At 58.8% G+C, this 16,783-nt stretch carries 15 protein-coding genes and 1 tRNA gene; 6 read left to right on the top strand and 10 right to left on the bottom strand.

What is annotated here, in order from left to right; genetic code table 11:
• Nucleotides 1-280: 280 nt before the first annotated feature.
• A tRNA-Arg gene (locus KDL09_RS12555) sits at nt 281-355 on the bottom strand.
• Nucleotides 356-482: 127 nt separating this feature from the next.
• Here KDL09_RS12555 and KDL09_RS12550 point away from each other — a divergent pair.
• On the top strand, nt 483-1,931 hold the full coding sequence (locus KDL09_RS12550; RefSeq protein ID WP_294385448.1) for a Gfo/Idh/MocA family oxidoreductase: 1,449 nt from the start codon (nt 483-485) through the stop codon (nt 1,929-1,931).
• 59 nt (nt 1,932-1,990) lie between these two features.
• Here KDL09_RS12550 and KDL09_RS12545 read toward each other — a convergent pair whose 3' ends face one another.
• Together KDL09_RS12545 and hflX are read right to left on the bottom strand one after the other, a co-directional pair.
• On the bottom strand, nt 1,991-2,764 hold the full coding sequence (locus KDL09_RS12545; RefSeq protein WP_294385447.1) for a glucose 1-dehydrogenase: 774 nt from the start codon (nt 2,762-2,764) through the stop codon (nt 1,991-1,993).
• A 33-nt stretch (nt 2,765-2,797) separates the two neighbouring features.
• Nucleotides 2,798-4,129 carry a GTPase HflX gene (gene hflX / locus KDL09_RS12540; protein ID WP_294385445.1) on the bottom strand — a complete coding sequence of 444 codons (1,332 nt, stop codon included), beginning with the start codon at nt 4,127-4,129 and terminating at the stop codon, nt 2,798-2,800.
• A gap of 66 nt (nt 4,130-4,195) precedes the next feature.
• Between hflX and KDL09_RS12535 the strand changes: the two genes are divergently transcribed.
• Nucleotides 4,196-4,684 (top strand): hypothetical protein, encoded by a 489-nt coding sequence (locus tag KDL09_RS12535; RefSeq protein ID WP_294385443.1) that lies wholly within the window; start codon nt 4,196-4,198, stop codon nt 4,682-4,684.
• A gap of 129 nt (nt 4,685-4,813) precedes the next feature.
• On the opposite strand, the gene KDL09_RS12530 is transcribed toward KDL09_RS12535, so the two are convergent.
• The 4 genes from KDL09_RS12530 to KDL09_RS12515 all read right to left on the bottom strand — a co-directional run bounded on the left by KDL09_RS12530 (nt 4,814) and on the right by KDL09_RS12515 (nt 8,418).
• The gene (locus KDL09_RS12530) at nt 4,814-5,356 is read right to left on the bottom strand and encodes a PH domain-containing protein (RefSeq protein ID WP_294385440.1); all 543 of its coding nucleotides are present in this window, start codon (nt 5,354-5,356) and stop codon (nt 4,814-4,816) included.
• Nucleotides 5,357-5,394: 38 nt separating this feature from the next.
• Nucleotides 5,395-6,366, bottom strand: a complete 972-nt coding sequence (locus tag KDL09_RS12525; RefSeq protein WP_294385438.1) for a sugar phosphate isomerase/epimerase family protein — start codon at nt 6,364-6,366, stop codon at nt 5,395-5,397.
• A 73-nt stretch (nt 6,367-6,439) separates the two neighbouring features.
• On the bottom strand, nt 6,440-7,726 hold the full coding sequence (clpX, locus tag KDL09_RS12520) for an ATP-dependent Clp protease ATP-binding subunit ClpX (protein WP_294385435.1): 1,287 nt from the start codon (nt 7,724-7,726) through the stop codon (nt 6,440-6,442).
• Between the two features lie 47 nt (nt 7,727-7,773).
• Nucleotides 7,774-8,418: a hypothetical protein gene (locus KDL09_RS12515; RefSeq protein WP_294385433.1), complete on the bottom strand. Its 645-nt coding sequence runs from the start codon at nt 8,416-8,418 to the stop codon at nt 7,774-7,776.
• An 82-nt stretch (nt 8,419-8,500) separates the two neighbouring features.
• Between KDL09_RS12515 and KDL09_RS12510 the strand changes: the two genes are divergently transcribed.
• Nucleotides 8,501-8,929, top strand: a complete 429-nt coding sequence (locus KDL09_RS12510; RefSeq protein WP_294385430.1) for a hypothetical protein — start codon at nt 8,501-8,503, stop codon at nt 8,927-8,929.
• A gap of 4 nt (nt 8,930-8,933) precedes the next feature.
• Here KDL09_RS12510 and KDL09_RS12505 read toward each other — a convergent pair whose 3' ends face one another.
• The gene (locus tag KDL09_RS12505; RefSeq protein WP_294385427.1) at nt 8,934-9,710 is read right to left on the bottom strand and encodes a hypothetical protein; all 777 of its coding nucleotides are present in this window, start codon (nt 9,708-9,710) and stop codon (nt 8,934-8,936) included.
• A gap of 118 nt (nt 9,711-9,828) precedes the next feature.
• Here KDL09_RS12505 and KDL09_RS12500 point away from each other — a divergent pair, with 118 nt between their 5' ends.
• Both KDL09_RS12500 and KDL09_RS12495 read left to right on the top strand, forming a co-directional pair.
• Entirely contained in the window at nt 9,829-10,764 is a 936-nt protein-coding gene (locus tag KDL09_RS12500) for a DUF2167 domain-containing protein (protein ID WP_294385425.1), read from the top strand.
• Nucleotides 10,765-10,767: 3 nt separating this feature from the next.
• On the top strand, nt 10,768-11,838 hold the full coding sequence (locus tag KDL09_RS12495) for a hypothetical protein (RefSeq protein ID WP_294385423.1): 1,071 nt from the start codon (nt 10,768-10,770) through the stop codon (nt 11,836-11,838).
• Nucleotides 11,839-11,845: 7 nt separating this feature from the next.
• On the opposite strand, the gene KDL09_RS12490 is transcribed toward KDL09_RS12495, so the two are convergent.
• The gene (locus KDL09_RS12490; RefSeq protein WP_294385421.1) at nt 11,846-12,802 is read right to left on the bottom strand and encodes an alpha/beta fold hydrolase; all 957 of its coding nucleotides are present in this window, start codon (nt 12,800-12,802) and stop codon (nt 11,846-11,848) included.
• A gap of 92 nt (nt 12,803-12,894) precedes the next feature.
• Between KDL09_RS12490 and KDL09_RS12485 the strand changes: the two genes are divergently transcribed.
• The gene (locus tag KDL09_RS12485) at nt 12,895-13,479 is read left to right on the top strand and encodes a septal ring lytic transglycosylase RlpA family protein (protein ID WP_294385419.1); all 585 of its coding nucleotides are present in this window, start codon (nt 12,895-12,897) and stop codon (nt 13,477-13,479) included.
• A 113-nt stretch (nt 13,480-13,592) separates the two neighbouring features.
• On the opposite strand, the gene KDL09_RS12480 is transcribed toward KDL09_RS12485, so the two are convergent.
• Nucleotides 13,593-16,742, bottom strand: a complete 3,150-nt coding sequence (locus KDL09_RS12480; RefSeq protein WP_294385416.1) for a CusA/CzcA family heavy metal efflux RND transporter — start codon at nt 16,740-16,742, stop codon at nt 13,593-13,595.
• Nucleotides 16,743-16,783: the final 41 nt, after the last annotated feature.

The raw sequence follows: 16,783 nt of genomic DNA, 5'->3' as shown, positions 1-16,783 counted from the left end.
TCTTGTATTTGGTCTTATGTCGGTTGGACGGCATCTAAAGGATTCCTTTGTATTGAAACACGGAACCGGCTTATTCGACAAATGTTTTCTTTAGTTTCGCAAAAAAAGTAATGGTCTGGTAACCAGTGAAATGGGACATCCCCAAAGATTATTTCCACTCCAGCCGAACGACTCTTAGTTAACCCGCCAATAAAGATATCTTTATCCTTGGTTAAACCATTAGCCTCCTTCTCCAAGACTACCTTTACCGCCTCCCCTTCGCATACCACAAACCTCACCTTGGCATCCCCGACAGGAATCGAACCTGTATTTAGAGTTTAGGAAACCCTCGTTCTATCCATTGAACTACGGAGACAAGGTTGGCGAACCGCCTTTTCCACTGGTTCGACCACGTTTCAACATCCGTTTGCGGATTGAATCCGAAGCAACATCGCCCGTGCGGACGCGTTTCCCGGGTTCGCATCCACCCATCTATTCACCCCATGTCTTCAACATCCCTTTCTCGTCGCTGTTTTCTCGCCACCTCAGCCGGCTTTGCTGCCAGCACATTCGCAGGGCCAAATCTTCTTCTCCGCGGTCAGGATGCGGCTGGAAAGCGCCTGAACCTGGTCCAGATCGGCGCCAACGGCAAAGGTCTGGCCGACACAGGCATGGTCACGCTCAATCACAACATCGTAGCGATGGTAGATGTCGATTCCAAGCGCCTGGATGAGGCTGCGAAGAAGCGTGAGAAACACCACCTCGACTCCAGCCAGCCCGCACCACCTGCGCCGAAGTTGTATCAGGACTTCCGCAAGATGTTCGATGACATCTCGAACGAGATCGACGGCGTCATCGTTTCCACGCCGGATCACACCCACTACCTGGCCGCCATGTGGGCCATCAAACATGGCAAACATGTTTGCGTGCAGAAACCTCTCTGCAATTACATCTCCGAGGTTCGCGACCTGCATCGCGCCGCCAAAGAGGCGAAGATTGTCACCCAGATGGGCAACCAGGGCCGTACCATGGACGGCCAGCGCATGGCAAAAGAATGGATCGAGCAGGGCGCCATCGGCACCCTCAAGGAAATTCGTCTTTGGACAAACCGCCCCATCTGGCCGCAGGGACCGATTAAGAAGAAGCTCGTCGAGTGTCCGGAAAACCTGAACTGGGATCTCTGGCTCTCCTGCGAGCCAAGCGAGCCCTACTTCGAATTCGATCTCGATCCGGCCGCTCCCAAGAAAAAACTCCGCAGCCCCGGCCCGCATCCCTTCAACTGGCGCGGATGGTGGCAGTTCGGATCCGGTGCACTTGGTGACATGGGCTGCCACATCATGGACTCCACTTTCAGCATTCTCGGCCAGCTCATTCCCGAAAAAATCGAGGCTGAAAGCGGTCCGATCAGCGATCTGAACGCGCCAATGTGGAGCAAGCTCGTATATCACATGCCTGCGGGCAAACACCCGGCCATGACAGTCTCCTGGCACGATGGCGAGAAAGATGGCGTGCCGAACAAACCTGAACGTCATCCCGACATTCCCGAGGAAACCTTCAAAAAGGCCACCAGCGGCATGATGTTCATCGGCACAGACGGCGTGGTCTTCGAAGGCGACGCCTATTGCAAGAGCCCGGTCATCTATCCGCTGGAAAAATACACGCAGGTCCGCCTCGACATGAAAGCCGGCAAGATCAAGCAGACGGAAACTCGCAGCGTGATGCCGGACAATCCGCAGGGCGAGTGGGCTCACCACATCGTCAACGGCGGCCTGCCCAGCTCGAACTTCGATTACTCGGCTCCGCTCACCGAATTCGTGCTGCTCGGCAACCTCGCCATCCGCGCGCAGCAGACGGTGCAGTGGAACAAGTCTGCAATGAAAGTCACGAACGTGGAAGCGCCAAATCAGTTTATCACCCGCCCGTCCTATCGCGACGGCTGGAAAGTGAGCTGAAGCACATCTAAAACGATCAAAATCAAAACGGCATCGGGTCAGCCCGGTGCCGTTTTGCATTACCGCAGATTCACCGCGCCGCCATCGATCGGATAAGAACTGCCCGTGACGAACGAGGCTTCGTCGCTGCACAAATACAACGCCAGCGCCGCAATCTCGTCCGGCTTCGCCATTCGGCCAATGGGCTGCGCTTCGCTGAGCTTTTGGAACATCTCCGCTTCCTGGCCAGGGTAGGTTTTGGCGAGGTAGCCGTCGACAAACGGTGTGTGCACACGTGCGGGCGCGATGCAGTTGCAGCGGATGCCCTGCTTGATGAAGTCTTTCGCGATCGAATAGGTCATCATCAACACCGCACCCTTCGTCATAGAATACGCAAAACGATCCGCCAGCCCCATCTGAGCGGCGATGGAGCACATGTTCAGGATCACTCCCGACTTGCGCTCCGTCATGTGCGTCAAAGCCGCCTGAGCGCAGGCATGGACGCCTTTGATGTTCACGCGATGGAGACGGTCCATGTCCTCCTCATTCGTGGTCAACGCCGTGCCGATGTGGGCGATGCCCGCATTGTTCACGAGGACGTCGATTGTTCCGTGTTGATTTGCCACCGCGTCAAAAATCGCCTTCACCTCGCTGTAGTTGCCCACATCGCAGGCCGAACCATTCGCGGAACCGCCGGCAGCCTTGATCTGATCCACCGTGTTTTGGGCGGCTTCCTGTTTCAAATCCAGCACCTCGACATGCGCTCCCTGCTTCGCAAAGAGAATGGCGATGGCCTGACCGATACCAGATCCGGCTCCGGTGATGACGATGGTTTTGTTGGCAAGTGAGAACATGAGTGGGAGGAAACAACGGTTTGCCCGACTTTTTTACTTCTTTCCTTTTTTTCGACCAGCCAATTCTGGATTTTCCGGCAAGAACGCGGCAAACCGGCTCTCGAGACGTTTCGGAATCACGCACTGAATCTCGGCGCGACCGGTTTCATAGTCCTCGCTGAGAACCTTGCCCTCCTGATGGGCCAGAGCGACGAGGTCCATGCGATCCAGCGGCAGGCTCAACGTCAGCCTCACCACACGGTCAATCATGAAATCGTGCAAACGATGCAGCAAGTCGTCCATGCCCTGCCCTGTTTTGACTGAAATCACGACAGCTGCGGGAAACTCACGGCGCAGCTCCGTCATTCGTTCGCCATCGATGAGATCGCATTTGTTAAGCGCCAGCAGCACCTTCTTGTCCCCTGCACCGAGTTCACCCAGAACCTTGGTCGTCGTCTGATAAAATTCCACCGCCTGCGGCGAGCTGGCATCAATGACATGGATGAGAAAATCCGCCTGGATTGCCTCTTCCAAGGTGGCGCGAAAGGACTGCACCAAATCATGGGGCAGGTTTCGAATGAACCCGACCGTGTCCGTCACAAGGAGTGCCTGCCCGTCGGGCAGTTCCATGCGGCGAGTCGTCGTGTCGAGCGTGGCGAAGAGCTTGTCCTCAACGTAGGCCTCAGAGGAAGTGAGCTTGTTCAACAGCGAGGACTTCCCTGCATTGGTGTATCCTACAATGGCCGCGTGTGGCACCGGCACGCGGCTGCGCTCCTTGCGCATCGTATCACGCTGCCTCTTCACGTCTTCGAGATCAGCGCGCAGCCGGTCGAGTCGTTTGTTCGCCAGACGGCGGTCCACTTCGAGCTGTGTTTCACCTTCGCCTCGAGCCGCACCCGCGCCTCCAACGCCGCCGCCTGCACCACCACCCTGACGGTCCAAGTGCGCCCACATTCGTGTCAGCCGTGGAATGGAGTACTCCAGACGGGCGAGTTCAACCTGCAACCGCGCCTCGCGCGTCTTCGCCCGCATGTTGAAAATGTCGAGGATGACCTCGTGGCGGTCGATCACACAAATGTCTCCTTCGCTTTCCCACGCGCGCTGCTGCCCCGGGCTGAGTTCATTGTCCCAGACGATGCAATCGGCATTCAAGTCTTTCGCCTGCTTCATGAGTTCCGCAGCCTTGCCGCTGCCGATGAGATGGCGCGCCGTATGCTCGCGGGCAAAGACAAGCTCCCTGCCGACGACATTGATGCCAAGTGTCTCCACCAGTTCGCAGAGTTCTTCGAGCAGATCCGAGGCCTCCTGCCTCTGCCGCCGGTCAAAGTAGGCACCGATCAAAAAGGCGCTCTCAACTTGATTGGGTTTTTCGCGAATGTCGAACATGGAGGGGCGAGTATGGAGCGCGGCGGCGCATTGCCAAGCTGCGTATTCCATGCCATGGAGGCCCCCATGACACGCCGCCTGCTTTTCATCAGCCTTTGCCTCGGGCTCGCCGCCTGTGATTCATCGGACACCGCCCCTCTGCCTCTGGATCTCTATGAATGCGACGCAGGTGAGGCCGCGGTGCGCCATCTCATCAGCAAGCTGCCTGATTTGAACCCAGGCGTCGGCAAGAGCTACTCGGTCGTGCTGGGCGAGATCAATCGTGACGGCATGACGCCCGCCACCGATGCGTTCACCCATCGCTTCGACGACCTGAAACTCAAATTTGTCAACGCCCAGAACCTGAAGGACATTGAACCCGATCACACAATCGTCGATCCCGACACGCGACTCGCCGCTTTCATCTTGCAACTTCGCAAGCTTCAATCCACCAGCGCCACCACCTGGAATGCCGAGGTTGGCTGGAGCTACAAAAAGGAATTTGGCCGCCTCAAGCTGCGGATCGAGGTCAAAGCTGGCAAGGCCAGCGTGATCGACGAGGCTCCTGCAGATTAACCCCTCAGCCTCGGCGTGTTTCCAGCTTTTCACTTCGCCTCACTCGCCGCAACCGCGTCAGCCAAAGATGGCAAGCCCTCGGACGAAATTCCGACGAAGCAGGCCGATGATCAAAGATAGCATGCCGGCTTAATTGTGCAGGCCGGCACCGTCATCCTCCACGTTATCGACATCCAGCTGGCGGACACGTTTGCGATCACGTTCGGCCTGGACTGCGGTTCGGAGTTTTTCGCGAACGGCTTCAATCTCTGGAATCGCACGAATGGCGACCGTCGGAGAAGTGGCGTCAGAGGTGATCATGGTAAGATTGCCAAGGCCCACAAGGCGCAGCAAGAAAGGCTGCTCCATGCTGTAGTCCTTCACGCGGAAGAGTTCGAGTTCGTCCACTTTTTTGTTCAAGATGCCGGTGCGAATCCGCAGACGCTGGCTCGTGAGTTCGTAGAAGGTGCACTTCGTGACCCACCAGCGCACGAGCCACATGAGGGCAGGGATGACCAATGCGACATAGCTCAACGCGCCTGTCGGCAACGCCAAGATGGTGGCAGCCACGGCAATCCCTGCGGCCAGAAGAACGCACAGGAAGTAATACCAGAAGTGAACCCACTGGGAGGTGTGACCGGACCAGAGCGGGGTTTCCGTTGCAGCAGAAGGAGCGGGTGAGTCGTTGTTCATGGCGCTGAGGATGTGGGTTGATTGGACAGTTGGAAAAATCAGAGCATCGCCTTGATCTCATCGAGCGCCTGCTTGGTGCGCTTGATGCCTTCGATCTCAGTGTGCTTCTCGCCTTCGTATTCGATGCCGATGTAGCCGTTGTAGCCCGCCTTGACGACGATGTTGATGAGGCGTTCAAAATCGAGCGTCATCTCGCGGCCTTCACGGCGGTCTTCGGTGTAAAACTTGCCGGCTCCGGTGTCCCAGTCATACGCCTTGGCGCTCATGCCCTTCTTCACCCAGGGCATAAATTCACGCAGCCCTTTGTAGGGATTGTAGAGTTCGCCCTTGTTGCGGTCGGTGTAGAAGTTGCCAAAGTCAGGGAGAATCCCGACGCGCGGGTGATCCGCCGCCTTCATGACGCCGGTGAGCCAGAGTCCGTTGCTGGAGAGACCGCCGTGGTTTTCCACCACGACGAACAAGCCGCGCTTGTCACCTTCAACGCACAGACGATGCAGTCCGTCAGCCGCGAGCTTCATCTGTTCCTCCCAGCTCAGTTTAGGATCGCTGGCGGCGTTCACGCGAATGCTGTGGCAACCAAGCGCAGCGGCGGCATCGAGCCACTTCAGATGGTTTTCGATGGTCTTCGCACGTTTGGCTTCGTCAGGATCGCCAAGATTGCCCTCGCGGTCACACATGATGAGCAGGCCGGTGACACCCTCGCCTTCCTGTCTCTTCTTCATTTCGCCGAGGTAGGCGGTGTCCGTGGCCTTGTCGAAGAACATCTGATTGACGTACTCCACGCCGTCGATGCCGAGGCTGCGGGCGATCTTGCAGAAATCCAGGTGTTCGTAATGCTCAGTGCTGCCCTTGCCAAAGATGCCTTTGTGCAGTGACCACTCGGCAAGCGAGATCTTGAACTGCGGTTCCTTGCCAGCGGCGATCACATGCCGTGAACCGGCGGAGGCGGCCGCAGCGGCGGCGAGTTGCAGGAAACGACGGCGGGATGAGGAATGAGGAGTCGTAGTCATGATGACGCACACTATGACCTGCGGAGGCGTCAAACCTCCAGCAGAATTTTCACCCCTGCTTTGTAACAGAACCTTACGCCGCCTTGCGATCAACACGTTTGCGCAGCATTGCCGAACGCTCACCTTTAACAACGCTCTCGTTGATCGTCACGCCCCGCACGTCCATGCGGCTGGGAACGTCATACATGACATCCAGCATGATGCGCTCAAAGATGCTGCGCAGACCGCGTGCGCCGGTGCCTCTTGCAACGGCCTCTTTCGACATGGCGAGCATGGCGTCACGCGTGATGGAAAGCTCCACGCCATCCATGTTCATCAGCTTGGCATACTGCTTGATCAGGGCGTTCTTCGGCTCGGTGAGCACGCGCATGAGTTCCTGCTCGGTAAGCGCCTCCAAGGAACAGACCACCGGCAGACGGCCGATGAATTCCGGTATCATGCCAAAGGCCAGCAGATCCTCCGGCTCAACTTCGGATCTGACTTTTGCCTCGTCATGCTTGTGAGCGTTGAAGAACCCCATTGTCTTGCCACCCCGACGACGCTCCATGATCTTCTCCAGACCCACAAACGCGCCGCCACAGATGAACAAAATGTTCTCTGTGTTGACCTGAATGTATTCCTGCTGCGGATGCTTGCGCCCGCCCTGCGGAGGAACGTTGCAAACGGTCCCTTCGATGATTTTTAACAGCGCCTGCTGAACGCCTTCTCCGGAGACATCGCGAGTGATGCTCACGTTTTCCGTCTTGCGGCCGATCTTGTCGATCTCGTCGATGTACACGATGCCGATCTCGGCGCGTGCGACATCATAGTCCGCCGCCTGCAGCAGACGCAGAACGATATTTTCTACGTCTTCACCCACGTAGCCCGCCTCGGTGAGCGTGGTGGCATCGGCAATGCTGAACGGCACATTCAGAATACGCGCCAGCGTCTTGGCGAGCAGGGTCTTGCCACAGCCCGTTGGTCCCATGAGCAGAACGTTGCTCTTTTCGATTTCGACATCGTTCTGGTCAGGCATTGCCGTGGCAACCTTGCGGGCAGGGCCACCGCTGGAACGTGCCGCCTGCTGCTGCGAGTGAAGAATGCGCTTGTAGTGATTGTGCACCGCGACGCTCAGCACTTTCTTCGCCTGAGCCTGCCCAATGACATGTTTGTCGAGCAGGGCCGCGATGTCCGCCGGACGCGGCACCAGCAACGAAGGCCCGCCTTCCGAATCCACCGACGCTTCCTTGTCGAGGATGTTTTTACAGACATGAATGCAGTTGTCGCAAATGTACACCCCCGGTCCTGCGATGAGCTTTTTGACCTCTGCGTGGCTTTTGCCGCAGAAGGAGCAGAGAGTGACGTTGGAACCGCGAGCCATGAGTTTTTGTTGAGATGCAGTATTGTCGCACGGGCGCGTGACACACGTCAAGATGATGACGCTTCAAGAGAACGCAAAACTACACGATGTCTGACATTCCGCGCATATTTGGCGTTGAGTTTTGTGCCGGGTGGTGAATCGGCGATCAAGACGCTGTTTCGTGACGCCAAAGCCAGAAGTTTGTCATCCTGCACACGCCCTTGCTGATCCTGAATTTCCCAATCCGAACCGTACACCAGCAGCGACTGTTCCCATGAAGATAAGCCGAGTCCATGAATCACCGCGCCGGGAGGGATCGTCGCGTCATCCAGCATCCATGCTTTCGGCACCATGGCCTGCAATGCATTGAAGTGCTGGAGACGCAGTTCCCTGCTCCAAAACGAGCGCAAGGCGGGAAGATGCAGCAGCGCCCGCTCCACCGGGGATCCGACAATAGGCTCATCTCCACCGATGAGATGCAGTTGGCCCGGTGCGACGCTGAACTCCAAACTGAGTTCGTCTACCTCCACACTTGGCACGACCGGCGGCAGCCAAGTCTTCAGAAACTCGCCTAATTCGTTCAGAATCCGCCCCTTGGAGACGCGCGCCTTCAGCACCTCACGCGCGATCGCCCAGCGCCACACTCGGTAGCCGGCAGACTCGATCGCCTCACGCTGAGGTCGGGAGAATGATGCGAGAAAGTCGGTTTCCATGTCTGATGTGTCCTAAGTGCGAACAAGCACAGTTCAAAACGAGAGATTGCGACTGATGGATATTTATGGTAATTATAAACCCGTGCCCCGCCTCTTGCGACTTTCCTATCTTCCATCCTCCCGTCTTAGGAATGATGGATCGCGAGCTTTTTCCCTTCTGGAGGTCCTCACAATCATCTGCCTGATTGGCATTCTCAGCAGCGTCGCGCTCGGCTGGTATGGCAGTCCTCACGGGGAAGCGATGGAAAAGGTGGTCAACCAGCGCAACGCTCAGGAGATCGTCTCCTTGGGAGTGTGCGCAACAATGAGCGGGGCCGAATTCGTCGTGAAAAACGACAAGCAGGCAACCGCAGTCAATCTCATCGTCGGCACCGTCGGTCAGTATGGATCGTGGAAGGGGAAGCTCTTTCGCCTCACCAACATTCGACCCACCGACCTGCCCGGAGCCCTGACCTTCGTGAAATTCGATGCCGGTCTGCTGCTCTACGACCCGGCTGGCAACCAGCCTTGAGCCCTCAGTCAGCGTTGACGTCGAGTTTCAACGTGGCCGGTAGTTTGCGTGATTCCGCCGCATCTTTGGCCGCAGGCTCATCTGGGAATATCACCACGATTTCGCGGATCCCCTCCTGCTCATGCAGTTTCTGCTCTCTGAGCACCCAGTGCTGAACGAACTTTGCCACCGACTCCCTGCAGGCCTCGCGCACATGTCTGAGTTTTCCTGGAGTCGACGCACGCTGTTCCAGAATGGAGGTCATTCCCTTTTCCAGTTCCGCCAGATTCTCCGAGGCATTAAACCGCAGCCAGCCCGCTTCCGACTTTTTTTCCACCGTCTCCGAACGAATCGCCGGCGGCAGCGACGGACGTACGACGGGTGCGATCACCACACACCGGCCATTTTCGACTCTAAGGTTCCAGTCGTCTGACAGCTTCAGATGGTAGCGGTACACGACCATCGCCCGAATCTCAGAAACGGTGGTCCCGAGGTACACCACGTCATTAAAAAGCGACTTTGTGTCGAACTTGGTCACCGTCTCCTCCGATTCCAGCGTGGCCAGCTCCAGCACATCTCCCTGAGTTGAAGCGATGCGCTTAACGCTTTCCCGGAAGGTCTCTGTAATGGTCTGCTTCTGAAAGTGCTCTTTCAGCCACTTCATGCCGAATCCCGAATCGACCACCTTCCAGATGACGACACCTCCGACGATCATCACCGCGAAGAGCGTCAGCAACAGAGTGGTAAAGCATCCAGGTCCGCGACGTGGGGCAGCATTTGGGGGGGCATCCGGTTCAGACATGCGGGGAAAAGTGTCAACGACCCGCGAACATGCCGTCTCCGACCGAAGCTGCCAATTACGAATCCGGCCAAAACCTCGCCTTGACGATCTCCCGTCGTCCCGGCCAGACTGGCGTCGCATGAAGCATTCTTTCATTCCGCACGCTTTGCTGCTGGCCTGCCTGGCAGTTGCATCCATCACCCAAGCCCAGCAACCCAGCCCCGCCGCGCCGAAACAACCGACGCCGGAGGAAATCAAACAGCGCATTCAGCAGCGCATTGATGCGATTGAAAAGCTCGGTTGGACCCGCGAAGGCAAAGGACTGCTCGGCGACAAGGCTGAGATCGTCATTCCAAAGGGCTACCGTTTCACTGCCGGAGACGGCACGCGAAAATTGATGGAGATGTATGCCAATCCTGCGACGAATCGCGAACTCGGCATGCTGACCGTCGAAGGTCTTGGCCCATGGATCATCTTTGAGTTCGATGAATCCGGCTATGTGAAGGACGACGAGAAAGACCAGATCAACGCCGACGAGATGATGGAAAGCCTGCGCGAAGGCCAGAAGCAGGGAAACGAATACCGCCGCCAGCACGGCCTGCCTGAACTGGAGATTATCGGGTGGGTGGTGCCTCCGCGTTACAACGAAAAGACCCACAATCTCGAATGGGGCACGCGCCTGAAGTCGCTCGACAACAATGGCGTCTCCATCAACTACAACACGCGCCTTCTCGGCCGCAAAGGCGTGATGGAAGTCACCCTCGTCTGCGAACCCGAGGAGATGCAGCAGATGATCGCCGAGCAGGAAAAAATCCTCGCCGGCTTCGGCTACATCGAAGGTGAACGCTACGCCGAGTTCCGCGAAGGCGACAAGGTCGCAAAATACGGTCTCACCGCGCTCATTGCCGGCACTGGAGCATTTGCGGCAGCCAAGATGGGGCTGTTCGGGAAACTCGGCGCGTTGATCGCCAAACTTGGCAAGGGGATCATACTCGTGGTCATCGGCGTGCTGGCCGCGATCAAAAAATTCTTTGCCAAGCTCTTTGGCGCCCGTCAGCAGCCTCCCGGCCAATAACGCATGACCGACGGCCAGACGCTTTTCGCAGTATTCGCGCTGCTGTATCTGATCGAATGCCTTCGCCTCGTGCCATCCGCCGCCTGGATGGCCGCTGGTGTGGACAAATCCGTCTGGCGTACGATCCGGCCCTGGTCACGATTCCAAATCGGCGGCGGCTCGCCCGTGCTGCTTGCCCCGCTGCCTCCCATGCAGGCACACACCCTGGCACTGCCATGGTTGTTTGTGCCCGAGCACGACTCGCTGCGCGTGCGATTGACCGACGACATGACCGTCACCATCCCGTGGGAAAAACTGTCGCCGCGAGCTGACGAAACCACGCTGCATCTCGATGCCATCACCCGCATTCGTCTGTCATCGAACGCGCTGGCAGAAACCTGGAAGCAGCGTCTTGAAGCGTGGCGCGACCTGACTGCCGAGGAGCGCCGCAGCGCTTTCCTCAAATTTGCACGCAGCACGCTCCGGACCAAAGACGCAGCCAACGCCGCATCCGTTGCGGCACAAACCACTCGTGCACTGCGCATGGTCGCCACGATTCACTTCATCTGGTGTTTCGGAGTCATCAGCGCGCTGTATCACCGCTTCGGCGACAGTGTCGTTGTTCTCGCCGCCGCCGGCGTGCTGCTTCTGCTTCAGTTTGCGCAATGCTGGTTGTTCCTGCGGGCCACCCGGAAGGTTTCACTGCCCCACCGGCGCTGGCGGGCACTCGGCATCGCCTTTCTGCCTCAGCTCACGATGCGTGCCTTTGACGGCGTGAGCCTGAGCACAAAGGAGGAGCCGCCGCATCCGCTCGCCTGGCACGGCCTGCTGGATGAAAAGCGCTGGCTGCAGACTGCAGTTCAATTCTGGCGCGAAGCACGCTACGTCGCGGGCTGGTCGAAAAACGAATCACTCTCTCTCGAAGCCGAGGCGCTTCAGGCTTTCTTCAAGCAGGAGGACCTGGCCGAGAAGGACTACGACCCGCCGTCTTCCTCGAAGCTGCCCACCTGCCCTCGTTGCGGCGCCGAGTATCAGACCGGCACCGCCGCCTGCTCCGACTGCGGTGGAGTGGAGCTTCGAGATCCGGCTGCCTAAACCGGCTTCAATTGGGAACGTGGCGCAGCATCCACTCCGCCATCTCCGAGTAGATGGGAAAATCAGTGATCAGCACGTTGTCGTGATCTGCGCCCGGGATTTCGATCCAGCGCTTTTCGATGTTCGTCGGAAGCGCTTCAAAGAGCGGCCTGCCATACTCGACAGGAATCACGCTGTCGGAATTTCCATGGGCGATCAGCGTCGGGCATTTCAAATCAGGAACCAGTGCGAGGGAGTTTGCTGCACCGATCTGCATGCCTGTCTGCCATTCAAACACTCTGCCGGTGATCCAGTGAAGCCCTGAACCGCACCACGAGCCCACCAGCTCCGAAGCCTGATGCCGCACGACATGATCCAACGAGTCAAACGTTGAGACAAACACCGCCGTGCGCCAGGGCATTTCATTTTTCACCGTCGCACGAATGCTCACGGCACCACCCATTGAAATCCCCATGATTCCGCATGGTTGGGGATCAAATCCAAACTTCGCCGCCGCCTCACGCAGCACCAGCACAGGAATCGGCCATTCCTTCACCCCATAACAGGCTGTCCCGCCCGGGTGATCTCCATGTGCCGGCAGATCCGGAAGCAGGCAGCGAAATCCTGCGGCGCAGAAGCGCTCAGCGATGAGCAGGTAATCCTCTTTCCGACCTCGACGGCCATGCACGAGCACCAGATTGCCGACAATCCGTCCGGCGGGCGGCAGCACGAGATTCTTCTTCTCCAGTTGCTCGCGAATCGCCCGCCCGCGTTTTCCGACCGCGCCCGTCGGATCGGGCTCGCACATGAGACAGGGCGTTCTGTTGCTGCAGGTGAACGACTTCACCACCACGCCGTGCGCCGAAGGGTCGGCCAGAAACTCGCGATGATAATTCTGCAACGGCCTGCGCGGCGGATGCGCGAGCTGATCGGCCGCGAACCAGTCGGCCAGAGGCGGCAGCAGAACCAATGAGGCGGCAAACATGACACGCGTTCTTTTCACACCCGGATGATGAGCAGGATTGTGTCGGGTGCCAATCCGGTTATGGTCAGCACCAGCAGATGATGAACTTATCCATGCTCCTTCGATCCATCGCCATCGCGCTGCCGGTCCTGCTGGCAAGCTGCGCCAAACCCGCCTACAAGGCGCGAGGCTACGCCTCCTACGTGGCAGATCTCTACGCGGGGCATCATACGAGTTCGGGAGAGCTTTATTACCCGCAGGGCTGGACTGCCGCGCACAACACCCTGCCCTTCGGGACGGTGGTCAAGGTGAAGAACAACAGCAACGGCCGCACAGTGAATGTGACCGTCAATGACCGCTTCCCGTCTTATCCCAACCGCATCATCAATCTTTCCCGCGCTGCGGCAGAGTACATTCAGATTCCTTATCATCAGCTCGGCGATGTAACGGTGACGGCCAAGACAATCCCTGGTGGCGCTGCCCCAACGACAAACTACGGCGCCCCATCTCAGGCCGGCTATGGTGCGGCCCCTGCAAGCTATGGATCTTCGCCGCCGGGATACGGCGCTCCACCTGCGGGATATGGAACCACGCCAGCGCCGACCACGAACTACGGTGCGCCCCCTCCGGCAGGTTACGGCACCACCACACCACCCTCCGGTCTTCCTCCACCTCCGCCCGGCTATCCACAGCGGTAGTCCGAGATTAATCCGAAGTCCTCGCTGCGAACAGTGCTGCTTGTTTTGGCCCTTAAAGGCCGCCTCCGGCGTGTGCCTGAGGCGGCCTCCCGTCTTGATTAAGATTTCTGAGCTCAGCTTTCCGCGGACGCCTCGTCAGGTTTCACCCGCCGCTCAATCCAGTCATACAGCATCGGCAGGAGGAGCAGGGTAAGCAGAGTGGAACTGATGATGCCGCCAATGACAACGGTGGCCAGCGGGCGCTGCACTTCGGCTCCCGCACCATGAGCCAGAGCCATCGGCACAAAGCCGAGCGCGGCAACAAGCGCGGTCATCATGACGGGGCGAAGTCGTGTTGCGACCCCGTTGAGCACCGCGTCCCGCACGCTCATGCCTTCCTCACGCAACTCGTTGAAGTAGTTCACGAGCACGAGGCCGTTGAGCACGGCAACACCGCTCAGCGCGATGAAGCCTACCGCCGCCGTGATGCTGAAGGGCATGCCGCGCAGACCGAGGGCAATGATGCCGCCCGTCAGAGCAAGCGGGATGCCGGTGGCGACGAGCAACGTCTGCCGCACGCTGCCAAAGGCGAAGAAGATGAGCATCAAGATCAGCACCAGCGCCGTAGGAACGACGATGGCGAGGCGGGCGCGGGCTTCCTGCAGGTTCTCAAAGGTGCCGCCGAACTCGAAGTCGTAACCCTCGGGGAATGGAACCTCCTTTTTGATGCGAGCGGTTGCTTCATTGACGAAGCCTTCCATGTCGCGACCTTTAACGCCGACGAGCAAGGCGGCGCGTCGCTGCGTGCGGCTGTGGCGGATGGGATCGACGGCTTTTTCGGTGCGGATTTCCACGGCATCGCCAAGCGGTATCATGCCGTAGTCGCCGACACGCAGCGGCAGTGATTTCATCATCTCCTCCTTGGAACGATCCTCTTCAGGAAGGCGCACGACGATGTCACGCTTGCGATTGCCTTCGACGACCTGACCGGCAACCTCGCCGCCAAGTCCGGCGGAGACGGCACGGTTCACCTCGGCGAGCGGAACGTTGTACTTCGTGAGCACATCGCGCTTCACCTGAAGCACCACGGTGCTCGGACGGCCGTCGGTTTCGAGTTCGGCCTCGCCGCCGGGGGTGTCGTTGATGATGTCTTTGACTTGGTTTGCCAGCTTTTCGAGCATGTCGAAGTCCGTGCCGTAGATGCGCACGGCGAGCTCGGCCTTCGTGCCCTCCATCATCTCGTTGAAGCGCGTTTCGATCGGCTGGCCGAACTCAATGGTCTGACCTTCATGCTCGCGCAGCGCTTCTTCTTCGATCGCGGCCATGAGTTCCTCCTTCGTCGTCGGCATGCCTGGTCCTTTGGGCCATTCCTTGAGCGGCTTGTAGAAAACGTAGAAGTCGGTCTCGTTCGGCGGCATGGGGTCGGTGGCCACCTCGCTGGTGCCGCTGCGCGTAAAGAAGCGTGTCACCATCGGAAATTTCTCGCGCACCATTTTGCCGAGTTCGAGGTCCTCGTGGAGCGACTCCTTGAGGTTCATGCCGACCTTGCGGTAAATCATCGCCGCGATGCTTCCTTCATCGAGTTTCGGCACGAACTCGGCGCCGAGCGTGGTGAATTTCCAGCCGCAGAAGGCAAAGAAGCCGACGGCGATCAAGGTGACGACCCAGCGTGCCTTGATGGCAAACCGCAGCAGTGGCTGGAAGATACGGTTGAGCCCCGCGATGATGAAGTTCTCTTTCTCATTGATGTCACCGCCGAGGAAGAACGAGCACATGGCGGGCATGAGCGTCAGCGCGAGCAGCAAGGCTCCGGCAAGTGCAAAAATGACCGTCACAGCCATCGGACGGAACATTTTCCCCTCAATGCCGGTGAGCGTGAGGATCGGGAGATAGACGATGGTGATGATGAGCACGCCGAAGAACATCGGCGAGGCCATCTGCTTGCTCGCCGCGAGCACTTCGCGGCTGCGCTCCTCCCGAGTCAAAATGCGGCCGAGATGATGCTGCCTGAGACCGAGGCGTCGCACGATGTTTTCCACCATGACGACCGCACCGTCGATGATGAGGCCGAAGTCCACCGCGCCGAGACTCATGAGATTGCCCGACCAGCCGCCCTGAACCATGCCGCTGATGGCAAAGAGGAACGAAAGCGGGATGGCCATCGCGACGATGAGCGCCGCGCGCCAGTTTCCCAGCAGGCCCAGCAAAACGACGACGACGAGCACGGCGCCTTCGACGAGATTCTTCTCCACGGTGCCAACGGTGGCCTCGACAAGGTCGCTGCGTGAATACACCACGGTGATGTCCATTCCGGCCGGCAACTTCTCACGAATCTCCTCCAGCCTCGGCTCGACCCGGTGGCACACCACGCGGGCGTTCTGGCCCATGAGCATCATGACCGTGCCGAGCACCACTTCATCGCCGTCCATCGTGGCCGCGCCGCCGCGGAATCCGGCGCCCCATTGCACCTTGGCGACGTCTTCAACCTTCATCGGCTGCACCGCCGCACCGAATTTGATCGGCAGCTTCGCGATCTCCTCCGCCGTGCTAACACGACCCACGCTGCGGATGGTGAGCTGTTCGCCATCGCGGTTGATGATGCCGCCGCCGGCGTTCTCCACGTTGCCGCGGATGATGTCGGCAAGCTCGCCGACGGTCATGTTGGCGGCCTTCAGCTTCTCGAGCATGGGCTCGACAGTGACCTGACGTTGGTGGCCGCCGTTGCTGTTGATTTCCGCCACGCCCTGCACGGTGCGCAGCATGGGTTTGACGACATACTCGTGCGTTTCCCACAGACGCATCAAACCTTCGCGCTCATCGGCGGGGCGCTCTTTCGCGTCCTTTTTCCAATGCAGCGTGTAGTAGAAGATTTCGCCGAGACCGGTGCTGATCGGTGCGAGGCTGAGCTCGCTGCCGGGCGGGAGGTCCTGCATGACAGCGGTAAGGCGCTCCGTGACGAGCTGACGTGCGCGGAAGATGTCCGTGCCGTCCTCAAACTCGACCGTGACCTGGCTGAGGCCGAATTTGGTGATGGAACGCGAATCGAGCACGCCAGGCATGCCGCTGAGCGCCATTTCGATGGGCCGTGTGACGGCGCGCTCCGATTCCTCGGGCGCGAGGGCGGGCACGGAAACATTCACCTGCACCTGCGGGCCGGTGAGATCCGGCACGGCGTCGATGGGCAGATGCATGAGCGAATAAAGCCCGCCGCCAAGAAGGCAGAAAGCCCCGAGCAGCACGAGAGCGCGCTGCCGGACAGAAAACTCCAACAGGAAGTTGAGCATGGTCGTGCTGGATTAGTTGAGTTTCGTTCCAGTAAGCTGCT

This window comes from Prosthecobacter sp., assembly GCF_020439865.1.
In the GTDB taxonomy this organism is placed as follows: Bacteria; Verrucomicrobiota; Verrucomicrobiia; order Verrucomicrobiales; family Verrucomicrobiaceae; genus Prosthecobacter.
Note: the sequence above shows the minus strand (reverse complement) of the source record. Positions and strands in the feature narration are given on the sequence as shown.

Bases quoted from the DNA above. Each gene is read 5' to 3' on its own strand.
- KDL09_RS12550 (WP_294385448.1), top strand. From the start codon at position 483: ATGTCTTCAACATCCCTTTCTCGTCGCTGTTTTCTCGCCACCTCAGCC.
- KDL09_RS12545 (WP_294385447.1), bottom strand. From the start codon at position 2,764: ATGTTCTCACTTGCCAACAAAACCATCGTCATCACCGGAGCCGGATCT.
- hflX (WP_294385445.1), bottom strand. From the start codon at position 4,129: ATGTTCGACATTCGCGAAAAACCCAATCAAGTTGAGAGCGCCTTTTTG.
- KDL09_RS12535 (WP_294385443.1), top strand. From the start codon at position 4,196: ATGACACGCCGCCTGCTTTTCATCAGCCTTTGCCTCGGGCTCGCCGCC.
- KDL09_RS12530 (WP_294385440.1), bottom strand. From the start codon at position 5,356: ATGAACAACGACTCACCCGCTCCTTCTGCTGCAACGGAAACCCCGCTC.
- KDL09_RS12525 (WP_294385438.1), bottom strand. From the start codon at position 6,366: ATGACTACGACTCCTCATTCCTCATCCCGCCGTCGTTTCCTGCAACTC.
- clpX (WP_294385435.1), bottom strand. From the start codon at position 7,726: ATGGCTCGCGGTTCCAACGTCACTCTCTGCTCCTTCTGCGGCAAAAGC.
- KDL09_RS12515 (WP_294385433.1), bottom strand. From the start codon at position 8,418: ATGGAAACCGACTTTCTCGCATCATTCTCCCGACCTCAGCGTGAGGCG.
- KDL09_RS12505 (WP_294385427.1), bottom strand. From the start codon at position 9,710: ATGTCTGAACCGGATGCCCCCCCAAATGCTGCCCCACGTCGCGGACCT.
- KDL09_RS12500 (WP_294385425.1), top strand. From the start codon at position 9,829: ATGAAGCATTCTTTCATTCCGCACGCTTTGCTGCTGGCCTGCCTGGCA.
- KDL09_RS12495 (WP_294385423.1), top strand. From the start codon at position 10,768: ATGACCGACGGCCAGACGCTTTTCGCAGTATTCGCGCTGCTGTATCTG.
- KDL09_RS12490 (WP_294385421.1), bottom strand. From the start codon at position 12,802: ATGTTTGCCGCCTCATTGGTTCTGCTGCCGCCTCTGGCCGACTGGTTC.
- KDL09_RS12485 (WP_294385419.1), top strand. From the start codon at position 12,895: ATGCTCCTTCGATCCATCGCCATCGCGCTGCCGGTCCTGCTGGCAAGC.
- KDL09_RS12480 (WP_294385416.1), bottom strand. From the start codon at position 16,742: ATGCTCAACTTCCTGTTGGAGTTTTCTGTCCGGCAGCGCGCTCTCGTG.